The 21229-nt window shown below is 43.8% G+C and carries 18 protein-coding genes; 4 read left to right on the top strand and 14 right to left on the bottom strand.

Features of this window, described 5'->3' with window-relative positions; genetic code table 11:
• Positions 1-187: 187 nt before the first annotated feature.
• The 13 genes from F0145_RS04015 to panB form a co-directional block, all read right to left on the bottom strand.
• A complete protein-coding gene (locus F0145_RS04015; RefSeq protein ID WP_150087015.1) occupies positions 188-1108 on the bottom strand; it encodes a TIGR01777 family oxidoreductase in 921 nt (306 codons plus the stop codon).
• A gap of 102 nt (positions 1109-1210) precedes the next feature.
• Positions 1211-1864 (bottom strand): GTP cyclohydrolase I FolE, encoded by a 654-nt coding sequence (folE, locus tag F0145_RS04020; protein WP_150087016.1) that lies wholly within the window; start codon positions 1862-1864, stop codon positions 1211-1213.
• Complete coding sequence (locus F0145_RS04025) at positions 1857-2264, bottom strand: 6-pyruvoyl trahydropterin synthase family protein (protein WP_150087017.1); 408 nt, start codon at positions 2262-2264, stop codon at positions 1857-1859. Before F0145_RS04025 ends, folE begins: the two co-directional genes overlap by 8 nt.
• 274 nt (positions 2265-2538) lie before the next feature.
• The gene (locus F0145_RS04030) at positions 2539-3105 is read right to left on the bottom strand and encodes an inorganic diphosphatase (RefSeq protein WP_190277464.1); all 567 of its coding nucleotides are present in this window, start codon (positions 3103-3105) and stop codon (positions 2539-2541) included.
• 22 nt (positions 3106-3127) lie between these two features.
• Positions 3128-6088: a M1 family metallopeptidase gene (locus tag F0145_RS04035; RefSeq protein WP_150087019.1), complete on the bottom strand. Its 2961-nt coding sequence runs from the start codon at positions 6086-6088 to the stop codon at positions 3128-3130.
• A 282-nt stretch (positions 6089-6370) separates the two neighbouring features.
• Positions 6371-6736: a 50S ribosomal protein L19 gene (gene rplS / locus F0145_RS04040; protein ID WP_146902421.1), complete on the bottom strand. Its 366-nt coding sequence runs from the start codon at positions 6734-6736 to the stop codon at positions 6371-6373.
• A gap of 186 nt (positions 6737-6922) precedes the next feature.
• Complete coding sequence (gene trmD / locus F0145_RS04045) at positions 6923-7600, bottom strand: tRNA (guanosine(37)-N1)-methyltransferase TrmD (RefSeq protein ID WP_150087020.1); 678 nt, start codon at positions 7598-7600, stop codon at positions 6923-6925.
• On the bottom strand, positions 7590-8177 hold the full coding sequence (gene rimM, locus F0145_RS04050; protein ID WP_150087021.1) for a ribosome maturation factor RimM: 588 nt from the start codon (positions 8175-8177) through the stop codon (positions 7590-7592). Before rimM ends, trmD begins: the two co-directional genes overlap by 11 nt.
• 14 nt (positions 8178-8191) lie before the next feature.
• Positions 8192-8737, bottom strand: a complete 546-nt coding sequence (locus F0145_RS04055; RefSeq protein ID WP_150087022.1) for a 30S ribosomal protein S16 — start codon at positions 8735-8737, stop codon at positions 8192-8194.
• A gap of 112 nt (positions 8738-8849) precedes the next feature.
• Positions 8850-10364 (bottom strand): ArnT family glycosyltransferase, encoded by a 1515-nt coding sequence (locus F0145_RS04060; protein ID WP_150087023.1) that lies wholly within the window; start codon positions 10362-10364, stop codon positions 8850-8852.
• Positions 10365-10460: 96 nt separating this feature from the next.
• Entirely contained in the window at positions 10461-11195 is a 735-nt protein-coding gene (locus F0145_RS04065) for an acyl-CoA desaturase (RefSeq protein ID WP_150087024.1), read from the bottom strand.
• A gap of 162 nt (positions 11196-11357) precedes the next feature.
• Complete coding sequence (locus tag F0145_RS04070; protein ID WP_150087025.1) at positions 11358-12071, bottom strand: RluA family pseudouridine synthase; 714 nt, start codon at positions 12069-12071, stop codon at positions 11358-11360.
• Positions 12072-12154: 83 nt separating this feature from the next.
• Positions 12155-12973: a 3-methyl-2-oxobutanoate hydroxymethyltransferase gene (panB, locus tag F0145_RS04075; RefSeq protein WP_150087026.1), complete on the bottom strand. Its 819-nt coding sequence runs from the start codon at positions 12971-12973 to the stop codon at positions 12155-12157.
• 243 nt (positions 12974-13216) lie between these two features.
• On the opposite strand from panB, the gene F0145_RS04080 reads away from it, so the two are divergent.
• Complete coding sequence (locus F0145_RS04080; RefSeq protein WP_223815806.1) at positions 13217-14170, top strand: hypothetical protein; 954 nt, start codon at positions 13217-13219, stop codon at positions 14168-14170.
• Between the two features lie 556 nt (positions 14171-14726).
• Here F0145_RS04080 and F0145_RS04085 read toward each other — a convergent pair.
• Entirely contained in the window at positions 14727-17366 is a 2640-nt protein-coding gene (locus F0145_RS04085; RefSeq protein WP_150087027.1) for a putative LPS assembly protein LptD, read from the bottom strand.
• A 112-nt stretch (positions 17367-17478) separates the two neighbouring features.
• Between F0145_RS04085 and F0145_RS04090 the strand changes: the two genes are divergently transcribed.
• The 3 genes from F0145_RS04090 (at position 17479) to F0145_RS04100 (ending at position 21074) form a co-directional block, all read left to right on the top strand.
• Complete coding sequence (locus tag F0145_RS04090; RefSeq protein WP_223815822.1) at positions 17479-18231, top strand: N-acetylmuramoyl-L-alanine amidase family protein; 753 nt, start codon at positions 17479-17481, stop codon at positions 18229-18231.
• Between the two features lie 19 nt (positions 18232-18250).
• Entirely contained in the window at positions 18251-19276 is a 1026-nt protein-coding gene (locus tag F0145_RS04095; RefSeq protein WP_190277465.1) for an MlaD family protein, read from the top strand.
• A gap of 169 nt (positions 19277-19445) precedes the next feature.
• Positions 19446-21074 carry an acyl-CoA carboxylase subunit beta gene (locus F0145_RS04100; RefSeq protein WP_150087030.1) on the top strand — a complete coding sequence of 543 codons (1629 nt, stop codon included), beginning with the start codon at positions 19446-19448 and terminating at the stop codon, positions 21072-21074.
• Positions 21075-21229 lie beyond the last annotated feature (155 nt).

Genomic DNA, 21229 nt, shown 5'->3' on the forward strand with positions numbered 1-21229 from the left:
TATCAGCAACCCAGCCTTGTCATTCAGGAGGAAACTATTTGGCTGCCTGCTTAATAGTTTCGTAGTGGATTACGTACGCTAATCACTGTTTAGAAGAATACTTTGCGTAACACCAAGGATTAAACAAAAGCCTTCCTAAGAAATTAGGAAGGCTTTTGTTTTAGTAACCTGATAAATTTTTGTTCTCTTATTTAGATTTTTGGGGTGAGTAAAACGATTCTAAAGCTTGGTATACCGTGTTGTATTCGAAGGTAAAGCCCATTTTTAATATTTTATCGCAGCTTACGCGTTGTCCTTCCAAAACTACCTCGCTCATTTCGCCCAACATCATTTTTAAACCAAAAGCCGGTACCTTTAAGCCAGTCAGGGGTTTGTGCATTACTTCGGCCAGGGCTTTGGTAAACTCTTCGTTGGTTACCGGGCTAGGGGCCACCGCATTAAATACGCCCTTGTATCGGGTATCTTCAATGGCCTGAATAAATAAATGGCATAAATCGTCGATATGAATCCAGGAAATATATTGCTTGCCGGAGCCCAAAGGGGCACCTGCCATTAATTTAACCGGCTTAGCCATTTGGGGCAACGCACCGCCTTTGTTGCTGAGTACAATGCCAATCCGGAATATACAAGTCCGGATAAGAAGTTCTTGCAATTGGTTAGCAGCGTTTTCCCATTGATCTGTAACAGAAGCTAAAAAATCGGTACCGTGTTTGCTTTCTTCTATAACCAGGTGGTTGCCGGTATCGCCGTAGATGCCAATGGCCGAAGCAGAAATAAAAGCTTTAACACGATGATTGGTTTGGCTCAGACATTTTTGTAAAAGGTTAATGCCTTTAACCCGGCTTTCCAGAATTTCTTTTTTCCGCTGCGGAGTCCATTTGCCATCGGCCACACTGGCGCCGGCCAGGTTAATAATGTAATCGGCGTAGCCCAGCACGTTGTCATCAATATATTCCTGGTCTAAATCCCAGCGAAACGTTTTATAATGCGCATACGGATTGGCTTGCCGGCTTAAATGAGCTACCTCATAGCCCTGGTCAATCAGCAATTCGGAGAGGCGGCTGCCAATTAAACCAGTACCACCTGTTATTAGTATTTTTCCCGACATGTTGCTACTTTGGAATTAATGAGCCAATTAGTAAATACAAAAGGATTTTTTACGTGCAGCCCGGTAAAAGGTATAAACCCGTAAAATATTATTTAAAACGGTTTATTTCCGAATGTAGGTTAAAAACTCGTTGCGGTATTGTTCCTGCTGAAATAATCCGGAATATTCGGTAGTAATGGTGCTGCTGCTTACATCGTTTACGCCCCGGCTCATTACGCACAAATGATCGGCCTCAATATAAACAGCCACATTTTCGGTAAAAAGCATCGATTTTAATTCATCGGCAATTTGCATGGTTAGGCGCTCCTGCACTTGCGGCCGTTTGGCGTAATATTGCACAATGCGGTTTAATTTAGATAAGCCAACCACGTGTTTATCCGGAATATACGCTACATGGGCTTTGCCAATAATGGGTACAAAATGATGCTCGCAGTAAGAATAAAGCGTAATATTTCGTTCAACCAGCATTTGGTTGTAAGCAAACCGGTTCTCGAAGAGCTTGGCGTGGGGTTTATTTTCGGGGTTTAAGCCCCTAAATACTTCGTTTACATACATTTTAGCAACCCGGTGCGGGGTGCCTTTCAGGCTATCGTCGGTTAGGTCTAAACCTAGTATGTGCATTATTTCTTTAAAATGCTTTTCAATCAGTTCAATTTTTAAACTGTCTGTCATGGTAAAAGCATCTTCGCGCAGAGGCGTGTGTAACGAGGAATTTTCGTGTTCTAAATCCTCTGCATCTAAATTATATTTATCCATTATATTCTACAAAATTGCGTTCAGTTTCAAATAAGGTTACAGATAAGGCGTATTCCGGTGCAATATGGCCGCGCAGCCGGTCCCAGATAACCATAGCAATATTTTCGGCCGTAGGGTTTAAATCTTTAAATTCTTCGGTGTCGAGGTTTAGGTTACGATGATCAAATTTACGAAGAATTTCCTTCTTTATTAGTTCGCTCAGAACCTTCATGTCGTACACATACCCGGTCTCGGGATTAATGCTGCCGGTAAGTTTTACTATCAGTTCGTAATTGTGCCCGTGAAAATTAGGATTGCTGCACTTTCCAAAAAAATCGTTGTTCTTAGACTTGCTCCAGGCCGGATTATACAAGCGATGCGCGGCATTAAAATGCTCTTTTCTACAAACGGTAACCTTCATAGCTATTTAACAAGCGTAGCTGAAATATGTTGTGCTTTTTGAATGATATCTAAATTTAGGGTAGAAACCCAACCTTATTGTTTAAACCCCCGGGAAAATATTAAATTATAGAAAAACCCGGACTACCCCAACATTTAAAATATTAGCTGAAAGAATTTTTAAGATACGTTTTATTCTGAACTTAAGCCGAATTCAGAAAAATATATAAACCGGATTATAGTTAAGCTTCAGAAAGAAACCACCGGTAATGCGGCAACTGCATGTATCATGTTTATTATTTCAGCCAGCGCCTGATTAAGTCTTCAGTTTCATTATCGTTTTTCCAGCCCAATAAACGGGTTTTCTGGTTAGGATTGTGGTACAAAAACCATTTCTGAATAATTTCTTTGGCAGCCGGATATTTTGTTACAAATTCATTAAAATCGGTAGCGGCTAATATTTGGTCAGTGGGCCGGGACGGAGTAGCTATTATTATGTATCGCGCTTCACCGGCAATATTTAAAGCTAAAGTACCCAGCGGTATTACTTCCATTACGGTGCCCGATGGTACACTTTCGGCGAGTACCAGGGCTGCTAATGGTTCGTTTTCGTTGTTTCCGGAGTGCTTTATAGCCGTAGAAGGAATAAAGCCTAAGTTTCCGGGCAAAGGTAAAAAGTTGATTTTTGCGGGCAGGCCAGCCTCCTGCGTACTTACAAATGTTTTGGTTTTACTGTCGTATTCCTGCGGATGATTACTACCCGCCGGCGTTAATATTACTACTTGTAATTGTTTGTGCGCCGAGAAAGTTGGTAGGTTTTCGTAATCGGTTTTGCAGGAGGCTAGCAGGAGCAGGCCAACCAAACCATAACTATATAAATATTGGTTAACGCACCATTTCGGCCACTTGCCGGAAAGGATTAAGCGTGTTGAGTTGTAACTGGAACCGGATATTATTTTTAAAATTTTCGAAGCTTTCGGGAATATTTTGCGCATAATTGCTACCGGCAACCGGGAAGTAAATCTGCAGGAAATTTTTTGCCAAAGATACACTTAATCCGGTTCCGTAAAGCAGCTCTTTTGCCCCGTAAGCTGTTCCCAAATCCAGGTAAGCGGTTAGCGGCACCACGGGTATATCGGCATTCAGGTTGACGGCGGTAAGCCAACGACTTGAAAAAATTGGAATAAAATTACGGAAGGCGCCATCCTTTCCATCGGTTTGCCGCACAAAAGCCGCTAAATTATCATTGCGCTGCGAACGGTCTAAGAAAATAGTTTCTTTTGTGTAATCGAGGCTACTACTCATTCCTAACTGAAAAAGCGGAGGAATAGCGCTTGCGTTCCCGAAAAAATTACCTCCAAATACCCTAACCCCAAAGCGTTTTTTAGTTGAATAGTAGCGCTCATATTCCAAGGATAGTTTTCCGACCAGCACATTATTCCCCGAGAGGGTAGTACCGGTAGTAGTATCGGTTGGTAATAAATCAAAATGCAATTCGGCGCCAACTGTTTGCAAGGCATTCTTTTTCTGGTAGGTATAACGGGCCCACGGAATATTATACTTTACCTTGTTCTGGTAAATGGGTAACAAAACCCCATTCTCTTCAGGGTTTACCAAAGCTTCTTTGTGCGCAATAGCCGTGTAGCCCAGTTGTAGTTGCTGCTGGCTAGCACCGGCGGCCGGTTTCGGAAAATTAATAGCTACCGATGGTTCCAGTTTCTGAAATCGTTCAAACCGTTGGGCATTCAGGCCTACTACAACCGACTGGGCTAAAGTTTTGGGTAAAAACCGGATATTAATATTGCCAATGCCCCGTAGTTCTTTTTGGCCTACGCTGTATAAGGGCATGAATAAATAATTAATTTTCTTCTGAAAAAGCGAGCTGTTATATAGCGCCCCGCCCAGCATAATGCGGTCGTAGGTATTGGCCCCTAAGGCCGGTACAAAATAGATTTGCTTCCGATCGAACTGTTCTACGCCCGCCAAAAACTGCAGCCGAATGGGTTCTACTTTCTTAAGTATGCTATTTACTGCCAGCCGGTTGTTGGAGCGGTTTAGTTCGGGTAAAAAATAGCCGGGGTCTATAACTACATCGTGTACTGCTTGGCTGTTAAAGGTTAGTTCCTGTGTTCGTTGGCCGGGTTTGGTCCATTTTACTTCTAGTATTTGGCCATTGGTGTTGCGGGTAGATACCGGTACTGGCGCCAATAAATTGGTTTTATTTTCTACGCTTACCTGTAGCGTATTTTGGCTTTGGCGTAAGTGCGTTAAGGCAGCATCTACGGTTTGGGTACTTTGGATAAGATCTTTAAAGAACCAGTCCAGCTTTTCGCCGGTAACTTCTTCGAAAACGGCCTGTAAATCTTTGGGGTACGGGTGTTTAAATTGCCAGCGCCGGAAATATGTCTGAAACGCTTTATCGAACCTGTCGTGCGTAAGGTAATTAGCCAAATATTGCAGCATAACGCCGGTTTTCATGTACACAATACTGCCGTAATTGGCATACGTGTAAGAAGCCGCTGGCTCTTCTATAGGCTGATCTAATCCGCGACTAGCGGCAATCTGGTACAAAAGCAGGTTTAAGCCGGTGCTGTGAATATTTTGTAAACGGTATTTTTTAATGCGGTCGCGGGTAAGCAAGGGCTCCAGTTGGCTGTAATTATGGTTGGTTAGCTGGCCCATCCGGAACTCGTAATAAGAATTAATGCCTTCGTCGAGCCAGGGGTGCTGCCGCTCGTTGGTACCCAAAATGCCGTAAAACCAGTTGTGGCCTACTTCGTGAATAATAGCGCTGGGGTCGGTAACGGTTACCATCGGGTATTCCATGCCTACCCCGGCACTTAAAGCGCCATCTACGGCGGTGGCCTGCTCGTACGGGCAATCGCCTACCCACAACGAATAATAGTGCACTGCCTCGTTAATATCCTTAAGGCTCTTTACCCAGTCCGAAGCATTTTTATTCAGGAAAAATAGCCAGGTAGTAACTTTACGTTTAGAATGCGGCAGTTCCACTTCGCCTTTCAGCACATTAAACCGTTTATCGGCAAACCAGGCAAAATCATGAATATTTGTGGCGGTATAGCGCAGGGTTTTAGTTTTTGCGGATGAAGATGGAAAAATATCCTCGGTTTGCCGGAATATTCTTTTATCGGCAGTTATGGCCGAAAGACTATCCAGTTTTCTTAATTCAGCAGTGTTTTGCAGTACACCCGTTGCTGCCACTAAATAATTGGCTGGCAAGGTAATACTTACATCAAAGCGACCAAATTCCGCATAAAATTCACCTTGGTCTAAGTAGGGCATTTGGTGCCAGCCTTTGTGGTCGTAAACCGCCGGTTTGGGAAACCACTGCGTAATTTGGTACGATTGCCCCACATGCCCGAGCCGTGAAAAAGAATTAGGCAGTTTCACCCGAAAAGGTGTAGAAATCCGGATGCGCTGACCACTCGTTAATGGCTGGTTCAGGATGAGTTTGCCGATGTCAATATTTTTCTCATCAATTTCAAACTTTGCGGTTTGCCCGTTTATCTTAAAATCCAGCCCATCTATGTAGCCGCGGGCACTATCGGGTGCAAACTGGAAATCACGTTTTTTATTAACGAGCTGCTGTTTGGCAAAGGCGGTGGTGTTGTTTTTATAAGCGTTGGGCCACAGGTGGAAATAAATAAAAGTTAGCGCATGCGGCGAATGGTTAATATATTCTATTTCTTCGGTGGCCGTTAAGGTGTGCTGTTCATCGTTAAGCGAAACCGCAATGGTATAGTTTACTTCCTGTTGCCAGTAGGTTTGCGCAAAGCCTTTCGGGATTATTAGTAGCGATAAAAGGAGTACCAGTAAATATTTCATAAGCCAATACGTAGTAACGGATGCGGCACAAAACAAATTATTTAGCCCTCACTGCCAAACCCCATATTTAAATAATTATTTCTGTTAAAGCCAGGTTTATTCTGTTCCGGAGCAGCTTTGGGCACAAATAAAACAGAACTTAATCGGCGCTTCCCTAAAATTTGATGACTTAGGGTTAAATATTGGGGTAAAGAAATAAATGAATGTAAACTGCGCCGCAAACAAAAAAGCCAACCCGGAAAGGATTGGCTTTAAATAATAGATAAGGAAAAATTAAATAAATTAAGCTGGTTTGTTGCGACGCTCTTTAATACGCGAAGCTTTACCAGAAAGACCTCTTAAGTAATACAAACGGGCCCGTCTTACTTTACCACGACGTACCAGTTCAATTTTTTCGATGTTTGGCGAAAGCAAAGGGAAGATACGCTCTAAACCAATTTGGTTAGAAACTTTACGTACGGTGAAAGTTTCACCGGCAGTATTTGGGTTTTTACGCTGAATTACAACGCCTTGAAATTGCTGAATTCTTTCTTTGTTACCTTCACGGATTTTTACGTGAATGTTTACCGTGTCGCCAGCCGCAAAATTCGGAATATTGGCACGCTGTTCACGATATTCGTTGTTTAATACATCTAAAATATTGCTCATGGCTATTGTAATTATTGCTATAGTATCTTCTTCTCAAAAATTCGGAGTGCAAAGATATAAACTTTTTTTGTAGAAAAATAGCAGGTCTGATTTTTTTTGTGTAAGTATTTAGCCTACAGTTATTAGTCTGCTAATTAGTATAAGAAAGCAGTACCTTAAAGAAACCTTTATTAAGGCAATATATTGCTATTCTTGCAGTAAATCGGGCCGGCGCTGGCGGGTGCGTTCTACGGCTTGTTCAAAACGCCATTGCTCTACTTTGGGCGTATGGCCCGAAAGTAAAATATCGGGCACCTTCAGGCCTTCGTACTCGGCGGGGCGGGTATAAACCGGTGGGGCCAGCAAACCATCCTGAAAGGAATCGGTCAGAGCCGAAGACTCGTCGTTTAGTACACCCGGAATTATACGAATAATGGCATCGGTCAATACGGCGGCTCCTAGTTCGCCACCCGATAATACGTAATCGCCAATGCTGATCTCGTGGGTAATATATTTCTGCCGGACGCGTTCATCTACACCTTTGTAGTGCCCACACAAAATTATAACGTTTTGCAGCAACGATAAGCGATTTACCAAAGGTTGCCGCAAGGTTTCGCCGTCGGGGGTCATGTAAATAACCGCATCATAAGCGCGCTCGGCCTGTAAATTGTCGATGCATTTGGCAATGGGCTCAATCATCATGACCATGCCGGCGCCGCCACCAAAAGCGTAATCATCTACCTGGCCGTATTTGTTTATGGCAAATTTGCGGAGATCGTGGATGTGAATCTCTACCAATCCTTTGTTCTGAGCCCGCTTTAAAATTGAATGACTAAAAGGACTAACAAGTAAATCCGGCTGAACGCTGATAATATCAAACCGCATCTTTTTCTTCCTCGTCACTGTCGCGATCCTCGTCGGCCTCCGGACCAGTAGGGTTGGTGTAAATATCTACGAGGCCTTCGGGCAGGTTTACAAAAAGTTTCTGTGCCGCTTTATCAGCCCGTAAAATTAATTCGTCCTGAACCGGAATTAATACTTCTACGCCCTGATAATCCATGGCCATGAGGTCTTGGTAAGGCATTTCGTAAATTTCCCGGATGGTACCCAACTCGCCCAGCTGTTCATCTACCACGGTATACCCAATAACTTCGTGAAAATAAAATTGGTCTTCGTCGAGTTCGGGTAGTTGGTCGAGGGGCAGGTATAAGGCAATATTTTTCAGCTTTTCGGCTTCCACAATCGAATCCACATCTTCGAACTTGATAATAATGCGGCCGTTGGGTTGTATGTCGAGGGCATCAATAAAAAAAGGAACCAGTTTTCCGCTTAATTGCAGAAAAACTGATTCCAATTCTTCGTAATCTTCCGGGTAGTCTACGTCAAAAAAGGCAACTACCTGGCCTTTTACGCCATGCGTCCTGACGATGTAGCCTAAATGGTAGCAAGCGTCAATATTCATGGCTCGTAATTTTATTAAGCCTGGGCTTCTTCAGCAGGAGCAGCCGCTTCACCAGCGTCAGCAGCAGGTGCTTCTTCGGCAGGAGCAGCCGCTTTTGCAGCTTCTTCAGCGCGTTTGCGTAAAGCTTCGGCGCGGGCTTCGTTTACTTTTTGTTCGGCGGCAAAAGCAGCTTTGGCAGCATCAGAACGCTGCTGGCTTAACTGATCGCGTTTGCCCTGGATTTTAGAGTCTTTTTCTTCTTTCCAGTCGTTAAACTTGGTATCGGCTTGCTCTTGGGTAATGGCACCTTTGGCTACACCAATTTGTAAGTGTTTCTTGTACAAAATGCCTCTGTAAGACAACATAGCCTTAACGGTATCGGTTGGCTGGGCACCTTTCATTACCCATTCAAAAGCCTTCTGCTCATCAAAAAGAATAGAAGCAGGGTTGGTGTTAGGGTTGTAAGTACCTAATTTCTGAATAAAGCGACCATCACGTGGTGCTCTTGAGTCGGCTACTACGATATCGTACATAGCAGCTTTTTTGCGGCCTCTGCGGGCCAGTCTGATTTTAACAGGCATATTAAATAACTTTTGTTACGCGACGGAACCCGTCCGTCTTTTTTGAGCCTGCAAAACTAGTTATTTTTTTTGAATAAGTAAATTAATTTGAGGTATTTAATAATAGGAGAGTTTAAGGAATTTTAATCAGCCGAAGTTGAACAGAAGATTTTTGGGCTTTTCTCTGGTTAGCCAGTGTTTGGGTATAGCTTAAACCGGTAAATTCAGAATGATCGAGGTAAAGCAACGGCGATAGCAAGGTAGGTTCGGGCCAATCTTTTTCGGTCTTAATTTTTTCTAAACCCGCAAATTGCTGCACGTTGGTAATTTTGTAATAATCATCTAACAAAACATGCGTAAAGCCGGCCTGCTTTAACGCCGGTAATTCTTTTTCCGAAAATATAATCTTTGTCTCAATTGCTTTACCGGTTGTATGCGGCACAATATTTAACCCAACCGTAGTAACAACTTTAGCAATATTATTTTCTTCTAAATATTTTACCACCGCCGGATAGTTGGTAGGAGCGTACAGGTAAATATTTTTATTCAGTTGATATACCTGGTAACTTATGCCGGAAAATAAGATGACTAGAATTACCCACCGCTTAGGAATAATATAGTTTAAAACCAGGTAAGTGAGGGCGTAGAATAAGCCATACACAAACATTAACCCGCGCGGCGCTTTCACCAGCAGTTGCATCCCAAGCAAGTACAGATAACTAATAATAAATAAAAACTGATAAATATTAAGCTTTTGGCCCTTAAAAGAAAATAGTTGCTGCCGGTACAAAAACGGAAATAAAAATAGCGCGGGCAGCAATACCGGCCATTCAAAATCTAATAAGTAGCGGCCGTAATATTCCCAATCCAGGTTAAACCTGCCGGTGCGTAAAGCCGGAGTGGGGCGCGTAAAATGGTTAATGCTTACGATAGTGGCCGGAAACTGATAAAACGGTTTATTTACCAAAACAGCTATTAAGCCAAAAAGTACAAACGGGGCCAGAATAATCAGGGCTAGCTTCAGCAGTAATTTAGGAGATAATACTTTGTCTCGCTGAAACAGCTCTATCAGTAAAATAATGGGAAACACCAGCAATAACTTGTAATTAATGGTTAAACCTAATGCTAACCAGGCGGCAGCCTTTAGAAAAGCGTGCGCTGATTTATGGTGCAAACGCCGGTAATATTGCTCCAGCATCAGCATAAATAAAAATATACTAATAGATTCGGTGGCAAAATTACGGCCGGTGCTTACCGCAAAAACCGACAGGCCAAATATTAAACCGGTCAGGAAAGCCTCGGGCAAAGGAACAGCTAAATGTTGCCGCATAAACCGAATAAGCAACAATACCGCGCCCACATTAAAAAGGCTGTTCAGCAAAATATACCCTAGTACGCCTTTCAGAAAAGGTGTAAAAACGGCGTATAACAAGAAAAAACCGGGACTAGCGTGGTGAAATAAATGTTTAAAATTACCCTGGCCCAGTTCCTGCACAATTTGCCAGCTCCGGATAGAATCATAATCGGTAAGGCCTATCTGGGGCAAAAGATAAAATCGGGCTGCCAAACAAATAAAGGCTGTTAGCAAATAATACAGACTTTCTAATTTATGCTGGTCCGGCATCTTGTAGCGTAAAGCTCTATTCAATTATTTTCAGAAAACAAATATGCGGCTTTCAGATTGTATAAAACAAAAAAGTCTCCCGGTTAACGGGAGACTTTTAAATAATATCTATTTATGAACTTAGGCCCGTACTTTTTTCAGGCGAATAATCCGGAGTTTATCCAGCGTCCAGATTACAGGGTAAGTAGGGTCTACTTCCCACCATTTTACGCCAAAGTTAACCCGGTTAGGCAATTTATGGTGATTGTTCTGAAATAATTCGCCACCGGTTAAAAAATCGAAAAACAAAGAATTACGCGATTTATCGTGGTTATCGAAGTTCTGGTAACCGTATTTGTGGCCGCTCCAGTTTACAATAGCCCCGTGTAGCGGGCCCATCAGGAAGTGAAAAGGTAATAGCAAGAACATCCACCACTGGGTAGCAAAAGCAATGTAAAACAATACATAAGCGGTACCCCATAACACCCGCGACATCCAGGTATCGCCAAAATTCTCAACGGCTGTCCAAAGCGGGTAATTGCCTTCAAAACGGGCTTCCGGCTCTACCCGACGGTTTAGTACATCGTTGTAAATATCTTTGGTCTTCCACATCATGGTAAACGCATTATTAGAGAAATGCGGCGAATGCGGATCACGTTCGGTATCGCTGAAAGCGTGGTGCATGCGGTGCAAAACAGCGTAAGCCCGCGGCGATAAAAATGAAGAACCCTGGGCAATGTAGGTCAGCAGGAAAAAGAAACGCTCCCAAAATCTATTCATAGTAAACATTTTATGGGCGGCGTAGCGGTGCAGGTAAAAGGTTTGCACAAAAAGGGAGAGGTACCAGTGGGCAACAAAAAATATTAGGACAGGCATTGGCAGTTAGTATTTTTATGATTTTAAATAATCCGGGTTAAACAAACTAAGGCTGAGATTAAAACAGCGATTAGGTTATTTAGTTCACAAAATTACTATATACAGACTTAATCGTTGCAAGTATTCTTTAAAAATTCTGTAAAACTGATGGATATCATCTTTTTAGCCTAAACCAGCCGCCAACTTCCGGAACGGCTGCCAGATAGCATTTTCGGGTAACGGCGCTGTTAATTGCACTAAAGTTTTTTGGGTAGGATGTTCGAACTGCAATTGGTAAGCGTGCAGGCCAATGCTTTTATCGGGTAGCGGCGTTTTGGCACCGTACTTAAGATCGCCGAGGAGCGGACAGCCTTGCGAAGCCAGTTGCACGCGTATTTGGTGCGGCCGACCGGTTACGGGGTTTACTTGTAATAAATAATATTCCTGTTCTTGCCCCAGCAACTGGTAACTTAATTCCGATTGTAAACCACCTTTATTACCGTTAGGAAAGGCTTTGGTAATATTGCGGGCTTCATCCTTTACCAACCAATGCACCAAGCGGGCTACATCCTGGGGCGGTTTTTGGCCAGTAATAGCCAGGTAGGTTTTCTTAATTTTATCGGTCCGGAACAGTTCGTTCATCCGGGTTAAGGCCTTGGAAGTTTTGGCTAGTAATACCAGCCCGCTAACCGGCCGGTCCAGGCGGTGCACCACGCCCATAAAAACATTGCCGGGTTTGTGGTATTTTTCTTTTAAATATTCTTTGGCTAACTCCGATAAAGGCTTGTCGCCGGTTTCATCGCCCTGCACCAAAATACCCGCCGGCTTATTTATAACCAGCAAGTGATTATCTTCATAAACTACATGCCTGTTCTGGATTGCAAAACTATTTTTCATTCGTTTTAGCCGGTAACTATTAGCTACAAGCAATTTTTCAAGTGAGTTTTAACAATCAACCATCAACAATTAACAATTAACAATTAATAAGCCTCTTCGTCGGTTGGGAAATCTTTGGTTTTTACGTCGTGCACGTAGTTGGTAACAGCGTTGGTCATTATTTCATGCAGGTCGGCGTAGCGGCGCAGAAACCGGGGCTTAAATTCTTTGGTAATACCTAATAAATCATGGGTTACCAGTACCTGGCCATCAACGTAAGGGCCGGCACCAATGCCAATTATTGGAATTTGCAACGAAGAAGCTACTTTCTGAGCCAAAGCCGACGGTATTTTTTCGAGTACAATAGAAAAGCAACCTATTTCCTGCAGCAACATGGCATCTTCTACCAATTTATTTGCTTCCTGCTCTTCTTTGGCCCGCACCGTATAGGTGCCAAATTTATAGATCGATTGCGGCGTTAAACCCAAATGGCCCATTACCGGCACACCGGCACTTAATATTCTAATAACCGATTCTTTTATTTCGCTGCCGCCTTCCATCTTAACGCCGTGCGCACCCGATTCTTTCATTATCCGGATGGCTGAACGTAAGGCTTCAGAAGAATTACCCTGGTAAGAGCCAAAAGGCAAATCTACTACCACAAAGGCCCGTTTTACCGCCCGCACCACCGAAGAAGCATGGTAAATCATTTGGTCCAGGGTAATGGGCAGGGTGGTTTCGTGGCCGGCCATTACGTTAGACGCCGAATCGCCCACCAATAACACATCTACACCGGCCCCGTCCAGAATAGCGGCCATGGAATAATCGTAAGCCGTGAGCATCGATATTTTTTCGCCCCGCTCTTTCATGGCTTGCAATTGGTGGGTGGTAATAATTTTGATGTCCCGTTTTTGTACAGACATGCTTTTTGAAATTATGAATTAGAAATAATAAATTATTTAGTACCTGTTATACTGGTAAAAAGAGAAAAAAAGGATTTTCAAGTACTTAATATTTCTTTAATATTTAAAAATAAAAATGCCGTTATTGATAGCAAAGCTTGCTGGTTAAATAACGGCGTAATATTAAGGTTTAATTTCTAATTTTTAATTTATACCCGCATTGTTTCCGTGTGCAGCAGTGAAAATTTAATGCAACAACTAAAGATGAAATTAACAAAAGCATTGGCGATTAGTAGCATAAGCATGTTGTGTCTGGCTTGTTCCGGGACCAAAACCCCAACTGCCAGCAACCTAACCCCGGAAGATAAACCAATAATTATCCAGCCCGAAAAATCAGTAACCAAAGCTTTGGTGCCAAGTTACGAGCATGCCATGATTACGGCCCCGCTCACTGCGTTTGGTTTTGATGCTTTTTATAAAAAATATACCGATGCTTTTGGTATACCAATTATTTCGTCGGAGAAAGTGCCCGATGCTGCGCTGCTTATGGCACGCGATATTGTAAATTATATGCTGGTAAAGCGCATGGATATTCGGACGGCTTTAATGGAGCGAAAAGCGCGGGTACTCATTATGGCCGAAACCGAAATGGAAACAGATTTACCAGAACGCAGCGATTGGAAAAAACCAACCCGCGATGACAAACGCCTGACCCCAGCCGAACGCGAAAATTATGATAAACCCGGCGGTATTGCCAGCATGACCGACCGGGAATATTGGAATAAACGCGCGCGCGGCATGGGTGGAACCGTTACGTCCTGTGCCGAAGAAAATTTGCTGGGCTACCCCAATACCCGTTATTACGGCGAAAATATTCTGGTACACGAGTTCAGCCACAATATTATGGGCGCGCTCCGTACTGCCGATCCAGCCCTTTTTGCCGAAATTGAACCAGCCTACCAGGCCGCTAAAGCCAAAGGCCTCTACAAAGGCCAATACGCCATAAACACCGTAGCCGAATATTGGGCCGAAGGTAGTCAGTGGTGGTTTTGGTCGAACTACGAATTTTACGATGGAGATACACGGGTACAGTCGCCGGACGATTTGCAGGCTTATGATCCCACGCTTTACAAAATATTAGAACGGGTATATGCGGGCCATCATATTCCGGCCGATGTTTATTACAGTCGGAATATCAGGCCCGCCCGTCGGCCTTAAGGTAATTAAAGGCCAAATATTTAATTGTTGATACGCAAATATTAAAAAAATATTTTTGAGCAATCCACTGGTGTCATTCAGGAGAAAACTAGTTCGTGTCTTTATAACAGGTTTTCTCCTGAATAGCAATAATTTGCCTTTTTATAGGCTTTTTTCAACCTGACCTTCGTTTTGCATAACGTTAGTCATTATACTATTATTAAACAGCCCTGCGCTTAAGTGTTGGCTACTGGGTCATCCTGAGCTTGTCGAAGGATCTATTACAACCAAATAAAAAGTAGATTTAGCTATTTCGACAGGCACAACAGGACCGCTAGATTTTAAGCGCACTACCTAAATAATAATGGTAATATAATGCTGTTATAGATCCTTCGACAAGCTCAGGATAACTACAATATTTTAAGCGCAATATCCAAGTAATATTAGTATTATTAACCAAAAAGCCCCATAAAAAAACAGGTTTCGTAAAGTAAACCGCTTTTTTATGGGGCTTTTGAGTTTTAAAAACTTCGTGCCACTAATTGCTAAACTTAATACTAAACCTAATAAATTAAGCTTACCGGTTATACCAGCTCCGGTTACGGCTAAGTTTTAGGTCGCGTAGCAACGCGGAGCGGGCGTTAATATTTATGGAGTAAGATTGGTAAACGCCAAACGGAATCCAGCCAATACTCATTTCCCAGCAGTGTAAATCGCGGTGAATATTTAGGCTGGTGTAGGTTAAAGCTTTATTTAAGAAATCGTAACCTGAGTTATAAGTAACCTTCCATTTATCGGTTAAGTTAAGCGAGCCATCGAAGCCCAGCGATTGCGTGGTTTGCGAGGTTCCGTTGGCCTGGGCAAAATAACTGGCGGTATAATTTATCCGGAAAGTCCACGGAATTTTAAAGTCGATGTATTGATCCTGCAAATTAACATCGGTTTCCAGCGAAGGCCGGTTAGTACGCGTTGCTTCCTTTTTGCTTTTTACCGCATCCGGATTCAGGTCAATATCCAGGTTCAGGTTAGCATTAGTTAAGCGGGCAAACCGAAAACTGCTTTCGTTTATTAACAACCGATCGAGGCGGCGGCCGGCGGCATTTACCTGGTACGGATCTAAGTTGGCGCTGGTAAAAATATTCAGGCGTTTAAACAGTACGGTCCGGAATTGCGCGTTAATGGGCTGCACTTTAAATGAATCGGCCGCAAAATTATACCCGCCGGTAAAACTGAAATTATCAATAATACTCACCTTTTCAAAGGTTTCGGCGGTATCGGTTTTGGCTTTAACTTTGGCTTCTACGTTGTTCTGAATGGTAAAATATAAGGCGCTTTGCAAACCCGAGCCCGAGGGCGCATTCATAAAACCGTTATACCTGGATAAATATTGGTAGGGCACCATGCCGGTTGTGCTGTTTACCACATCGCTCAACTGCACATACTGGCCGTAGGCGGTACTCAGGTTAGGCGTGTAGTTGTACGAGATAGACGGCTGAATCTGGTGCCGGATAGCTTCCAGGCGTTTACCTTTAATAATAGCCATCCCGTAAATGCGCGTCGATAAACTGGCACCAGCGCCGTATTCGCTGGCCACGCTAAACCGGTTTATGGTATCTATGCGTACGGCGTTGGAGCTTTCTACATAGGTATATTTTAGTTGTTTCAGGTAGCTGGTAGCGTTGTAGTACAAGCTCGGCGATAAGTTTAGGTGTTTCAGAATCCGGATGCTGTTCATGGCAATCGGGAACGAGTGGCGCATACCCACCTGCGCATTGCGCAGAATAGTAGGAATATTGCGGCCATTTAAAGCCAGCGAGGTATCGCGTTGCTCGCCACCAATTAAATTAACGCCCGGTAAGGTACCGCTCTGGATGGCATTTGTAATCTGGTTTCGGGCCGTTAAATTATACGCCAGCGAAATATCCTGCAAAAAGTTTCCGCCCGCAGCATTTTTATTGAACAGCCGGAACGGGTATTGCCGGTTTACACTTAAAGTTGCCTCGGGTAAGGTAAAGTTATGGACTTTGGTAAGTGTATTTTGGTTGTGCAGCATCGAAGCCGTAAAAGTTACCGGCGAGTTGGGGTTAGCGTACTGGTACTGCACCGATGAGTTAAACGTGGCCGATAAATTATTGCTGGGGGTACTGTAATTCTGGCGGTTGTAAAAGCTGGTACCGGCCTGCACGCTGGCCGATAGTTTACCACCCTGCTTGGGAGCCGGCGAATGCGACCACCGGATAAAAAAGCTGCGGGGTTCCTGGCGCGGAAAGCGGCCCTGACCTACAATCGGGTTAGTATCCGTACGAACACTACCGCCATCGGCGAAGCGGGTGGCACTAAAATCAATACTGAAATTGCCCTGATACGCGTAGCGTTTGTTATAAGTAGATTGAACGTGCGCCGCCCAACTGCCGTAAGAATAAATATCGCCCAGAATACTTATGCCAATATATTCGTTTAAAGCTAAATAATAACCACCCTGGCGCAGGTAAAAGCCTTGTTCGCGGGCTTCGCCAAATGTAGGGAAAATAATACCCGACGAGCCGGTGCTGCGTTTTTTCTGAGGTGTGGGGAAATAGCCAAATAAAAAACCAAGAGGCGTGGGTATATCGGCAAAAACCAAATTAAACGGGCCCGTGAATATTTTTTTCCCGGGTAGCGCTTTTATTTTAGTAGCATTTATATAAAAGTGCGGGTGCGGTAAATCGCAGGTGGTATAATGGGCATTGGCACCGTAAAAAGCTTCATCGGAGGTGCGTTTAACGGTTTCGGCGTGTAAAAAGCCTTCGCCCTGCCGGGTAACTACGCCACTTATTTTACCTTTTTTGGTTTTAAAGTTGTAGTTCATCTGGTTAGCCGTATACATTTCGGCACCCTGCTTAAAAACCGGGGTACCTATTGCTTTGCCAACCGAGTCTGTAGCGCCGGCCGCTGTTAAAATATTAGTTTCGTAATTAATGGCCGTTTTGGCCGCCTGCAACGACATATCGCCGTAATCAATATTGGCTTCGCCGTACATATTTACCACCCGCTCGTTTACATGAAAAACAATCGAGTCTTTGGCTGAATATTTGATAGTGGTGGTAATATCACCTTTAATGGAATCTTGCGTTACCTTTATACTATCGGGGGGAGTAATAGTGTTCGCAGGAGCTTTCTGGGCGAAAGCGCCAACAGTGCAAAATATTACCATCTGCCCTACGAGCAGAAGTCTCAAAATGAATGGTAATCTTTTCAGGTTAAAAGTTATTTTTATATATTTTTGCAAAGTTAATACGATTACATCTTAACAAACGCATGTTGTGAAAAATATTGTTTGCGCTCTATCTATAGTTGTTTTCTTCGTGCTGAGTGGGTTTCATAATGTGGGCCGGAGCGATGGAAAAGTACGTACCGTGGTTATTGATGCCGGCCACGGCGGTAAAGATGTTGGCTGCAACGGGCGAATTTCGCGCGAGGCCGATATTGCTTTAAAAGTAGCTTTGGCGCTGGGCCAGCAAATAGAAGAAAACCTGCCCGATGTGAAAGTTATTTACACCCGCAAAACCAATACCTTTGTGGAATTAATTGACCGGGCCGGTATTGCCAATAAAAATAATGCCGACCTGTTTATTTCTATCCATTGCAATGCGGGGCCGGCGGCGGCCTATGGTACCGAAACTTATACCATGGGTTTGCACAAAACAGAAGGCAATTTGCAGGTAGCTAACCGCGAAAACTCGGTTATTTTAAAAGAAGAAAACTACCAGAAAAATTACGATGGCTTTGATCCGCGTTCGCCGCAGAGCCATATTCTTATGTCGTTGTTCCAGAGTGCTTACCTGGATAACAGCTTGCGGTTTGCCCAAAAGGTGCAGCATAACTTTAAAACCAAAGTGGGCCGTAGCAGCCGCGGCGTAAAGCAAGCTGGGTTTCTGGTGCTGTGGAAATCGGCAATGCCTAGCTCTTTAATTGAAATTGGTTTTTTAACCAACCCGGCCGAAGAAAAATATCTCAACGATAAAACTAACCAGACGTATATTGCCTCAGGAATATATAAAGCTTTCAAAGACTACAAACAAGAACTGGAAGCCATGAATTAATTTTAACCCTGATGTTTTTGTGAAATTATCTAAAGAAGTAAAAGTTGCCTTGCTTGGAGTAGTGGCAATTGCTGCCTTATATTTTGGTTATCGTTTCTTAAAAGGAACTGATTTCTTTTCGTCTACGAAGAAATACTATGTGGTTTACCCCAATGTAGATGGATTGGCGGTTTCGGGGCCGGTTATGCTCAATGGCATACGCGTAGGCGTGGTGCAGGATATGAAGCTAATGCCCGAACAAAACAACCACATAAAAGTTGGCATTACCGTACAGGAGGGCGTAGCCATTGGCGATTCTACCATTGCCAGTTTAACCAGCAGCGATTTATTGGGTGGCAAAGCCATTACCTTGTTTTTAGGCAAAAATAATGTGCGTTATAAAGGCGGCGAAAACTTGTTACCCCACGTAGAGCGCAGCATTACCACCATGTTAACCGAAAAAGCAATGCCGGTGCTGGGCCAGGTAGATTCTACTTTAGTGCGGTTTAATGCGTTGCTAAATGCCGATGCGAAGCGTAATATTCAATCTATTATTGCCAACACCAATGCAACCTCGGAGCTGATTCGTACGACCATGCTGGCCAACCAGCGCAACATAAGTACCATTACAGCTAACATGAGTGCTTTAACTACTTCGCTGCGCGAAACCGAGCAAAAGTTTAGCCAATTGGCCTCTAACCTGAACGAAATTACCGATACCTTGCGCAACGCTCCCATGACCGCCATGATCCGGAACACCAACCAAACGGTGCAGGAAGCCCAGGCCGCCTTAAGCAAATTAAACCAATCCTTATCGGAGAACAATGGTACTGTAGGCCGGTTAATGAACGATGATTCGCTGTATGCCAACATGAATGCTTCTACCGCCAGCCTGAATGCCCTACTGCAGGATTTAAAAGCTAATCCCAAGCGCTATGTTCATTTTTCTTTAATTGGCGGTGGTACCAAGGTTAAAAAAGCCGATAATGTGAAAACTGCTACCAAAGTACGCAATGCCGCTAATGTAGAGCAGGCCAATAATGTAGAAGAAGTAGAAAAGAAATAACAGCGCTGCTGCAAAGTAATATTTTATTAAAAATCCGCTTCGTGCGGATTTTTTGTTCCGGACCAGCTAAACCCAAATAGCTACAATGCCATTGGGTAATATTTACTTCTGCTTTCCTTTTTATTACCAGGTGCAGTGCGCAATATTTTATTCCTTTTTAAAACGTGCTATGGATATTTCTTTTAATAAGAACGAAGACGCTTTAAAACTTTTATGCGTGCAGTTGCGGCAAAAGATGCATAAAGTCAGTTATGGCGGCGGCGAAAGCCGCATAAAAGCGCAACACGAAAAAGGCAAACTTACTGCCCGCGAACGCATTAAATATTTGCTCGATGCCGATACCGATTTTCTGGAAATTGGCGCTTTTGCCGGCGAAGGCATGTACCAGGAACACGGCGGTTGTCCGTCGGGGGGCGTAATAACGGGTGTTGGTTATGTAAAAGGGCGGCAGTGCGTAGTAGTAGCCAACGATGCCACTGTTAAAGCCGGTGCCTGGTTCCCGATTACGGCCAAAAAGAACTTGCGCGCCCAGGAAATATCCATCGAAAACCGTTTGCCCATTATTTACCTCGTAGATAGCGCGGGTGTTTATTTGCCTTTACAGGACGAAATATTCCCGGATAAAGAGCATTTCGGGCGCATGTTCCGGAACAACGCCGTCATGTCGGCGATGGGTATTGTGCAGCTTTCGGCCATTATGGGCAGTTGCGTAGCCGGCGGCGCTTATTTACCTATTATGTCCGATGAGGCCATGATTGTGGAAGGTACCGGCTCTATATTTCTGGCAGGTTCTTATTTGGTTAAAGCGGCCATCGGCGAAACCATCGACAACGAAACTTTAGGCGGCGCCACCACGCATTCCGAAATATCCGGTGTAACCGACTACAAATTCAGCACCGATCAGGAATGCCTGGATCACATCCGGAATATTTTTGATAAAATGGGCGAATCTAATAAAGCCGGCTTTAACCGGGCCACACCAGCTTTGCCGCAGGCCAACCCCGAAGAAATATACGGTTTATTACCTGAAGACCGTGTGAAGCCCTACGACATGCTCGAAATTATTAAACGGTTGGTCGATAACTCGGAGTTTGAACCTTACAAGGATTTGTACGGCAAAACCTTAATTTGCGGGCTGGCCCGCATAGATGGCTGGGCCGTGGGCATTGTGGCCAATCAACGCAAAATTGTAAAGAGTAAAAAAGGCGAAATGCAGATGGGCGGCGTTATTTATTCTGATTCGGCGGATAAAGCGGCCCGGTTTATTATGAATTGCAACCAGAAAAAAATACCCTTAGTATTTCTGCAGGATGTTTCGGGGTTTATGGTGGGCAGCAAAGCCGAACACGGCGGTATTATTAAAGATGGCGCTAAAATGGTAAATGCCATGGCCAACTCGGTAGTACCAAAATTTACTTTTATTATTGGTAACTCTTACGGGGCCGGCAATTATGCCATGTGCGGCAAAGCTTACGACCCCCGCCTGATATTTGCCTGGCCTACCGCCCAAATTGCCGTTATGAGCGGTGCTTCGGCGGCCAACACCTTACTGCAAATACAAGTAGCTTCGCTTAAAGCCAAAGGCGAAACCATTACGCCCGAGGCCGAAAAACAACTGCTAAACCAAATTACCGAAACCTATAACGAGCAATTATCGCCGTACTACGCGGCAGCGCGGTTGTGGGTCGATGGGATTATAGATCCGCTGGAAACCCGCAAAGTTATTTCGATGGGAATAGAAGCGGCTAACCACGCTCCCCTGGAAAAGCCGTTTAACGTAGGCGTAATTCAAACCTGATTTTTAGATTATTTTAAATTTAAAATTCCGAAATTTGTTGATCCGGGGTTGGAGGTAAAAAAGTTAAAGCTGTTTTTTAAGTTTCAGGTGGTCAGATTAAACCCGGAACGTATAACCAGCATATTAACGGCTTAAAGATTGGTTGGTGAAAAATG

The sequence above is a fragment of the Adhaeribacter rhizoryzae genome, from assembly GCF_008629685.1.
GTDB classification, from domain to species: domain Bacteria; phylum Bacteroidota; class Bacteroidia; order Cytophagales; family Hymenobacteraceae; genus Adhaeribacter; species Adhaeribacter rhizoryzae.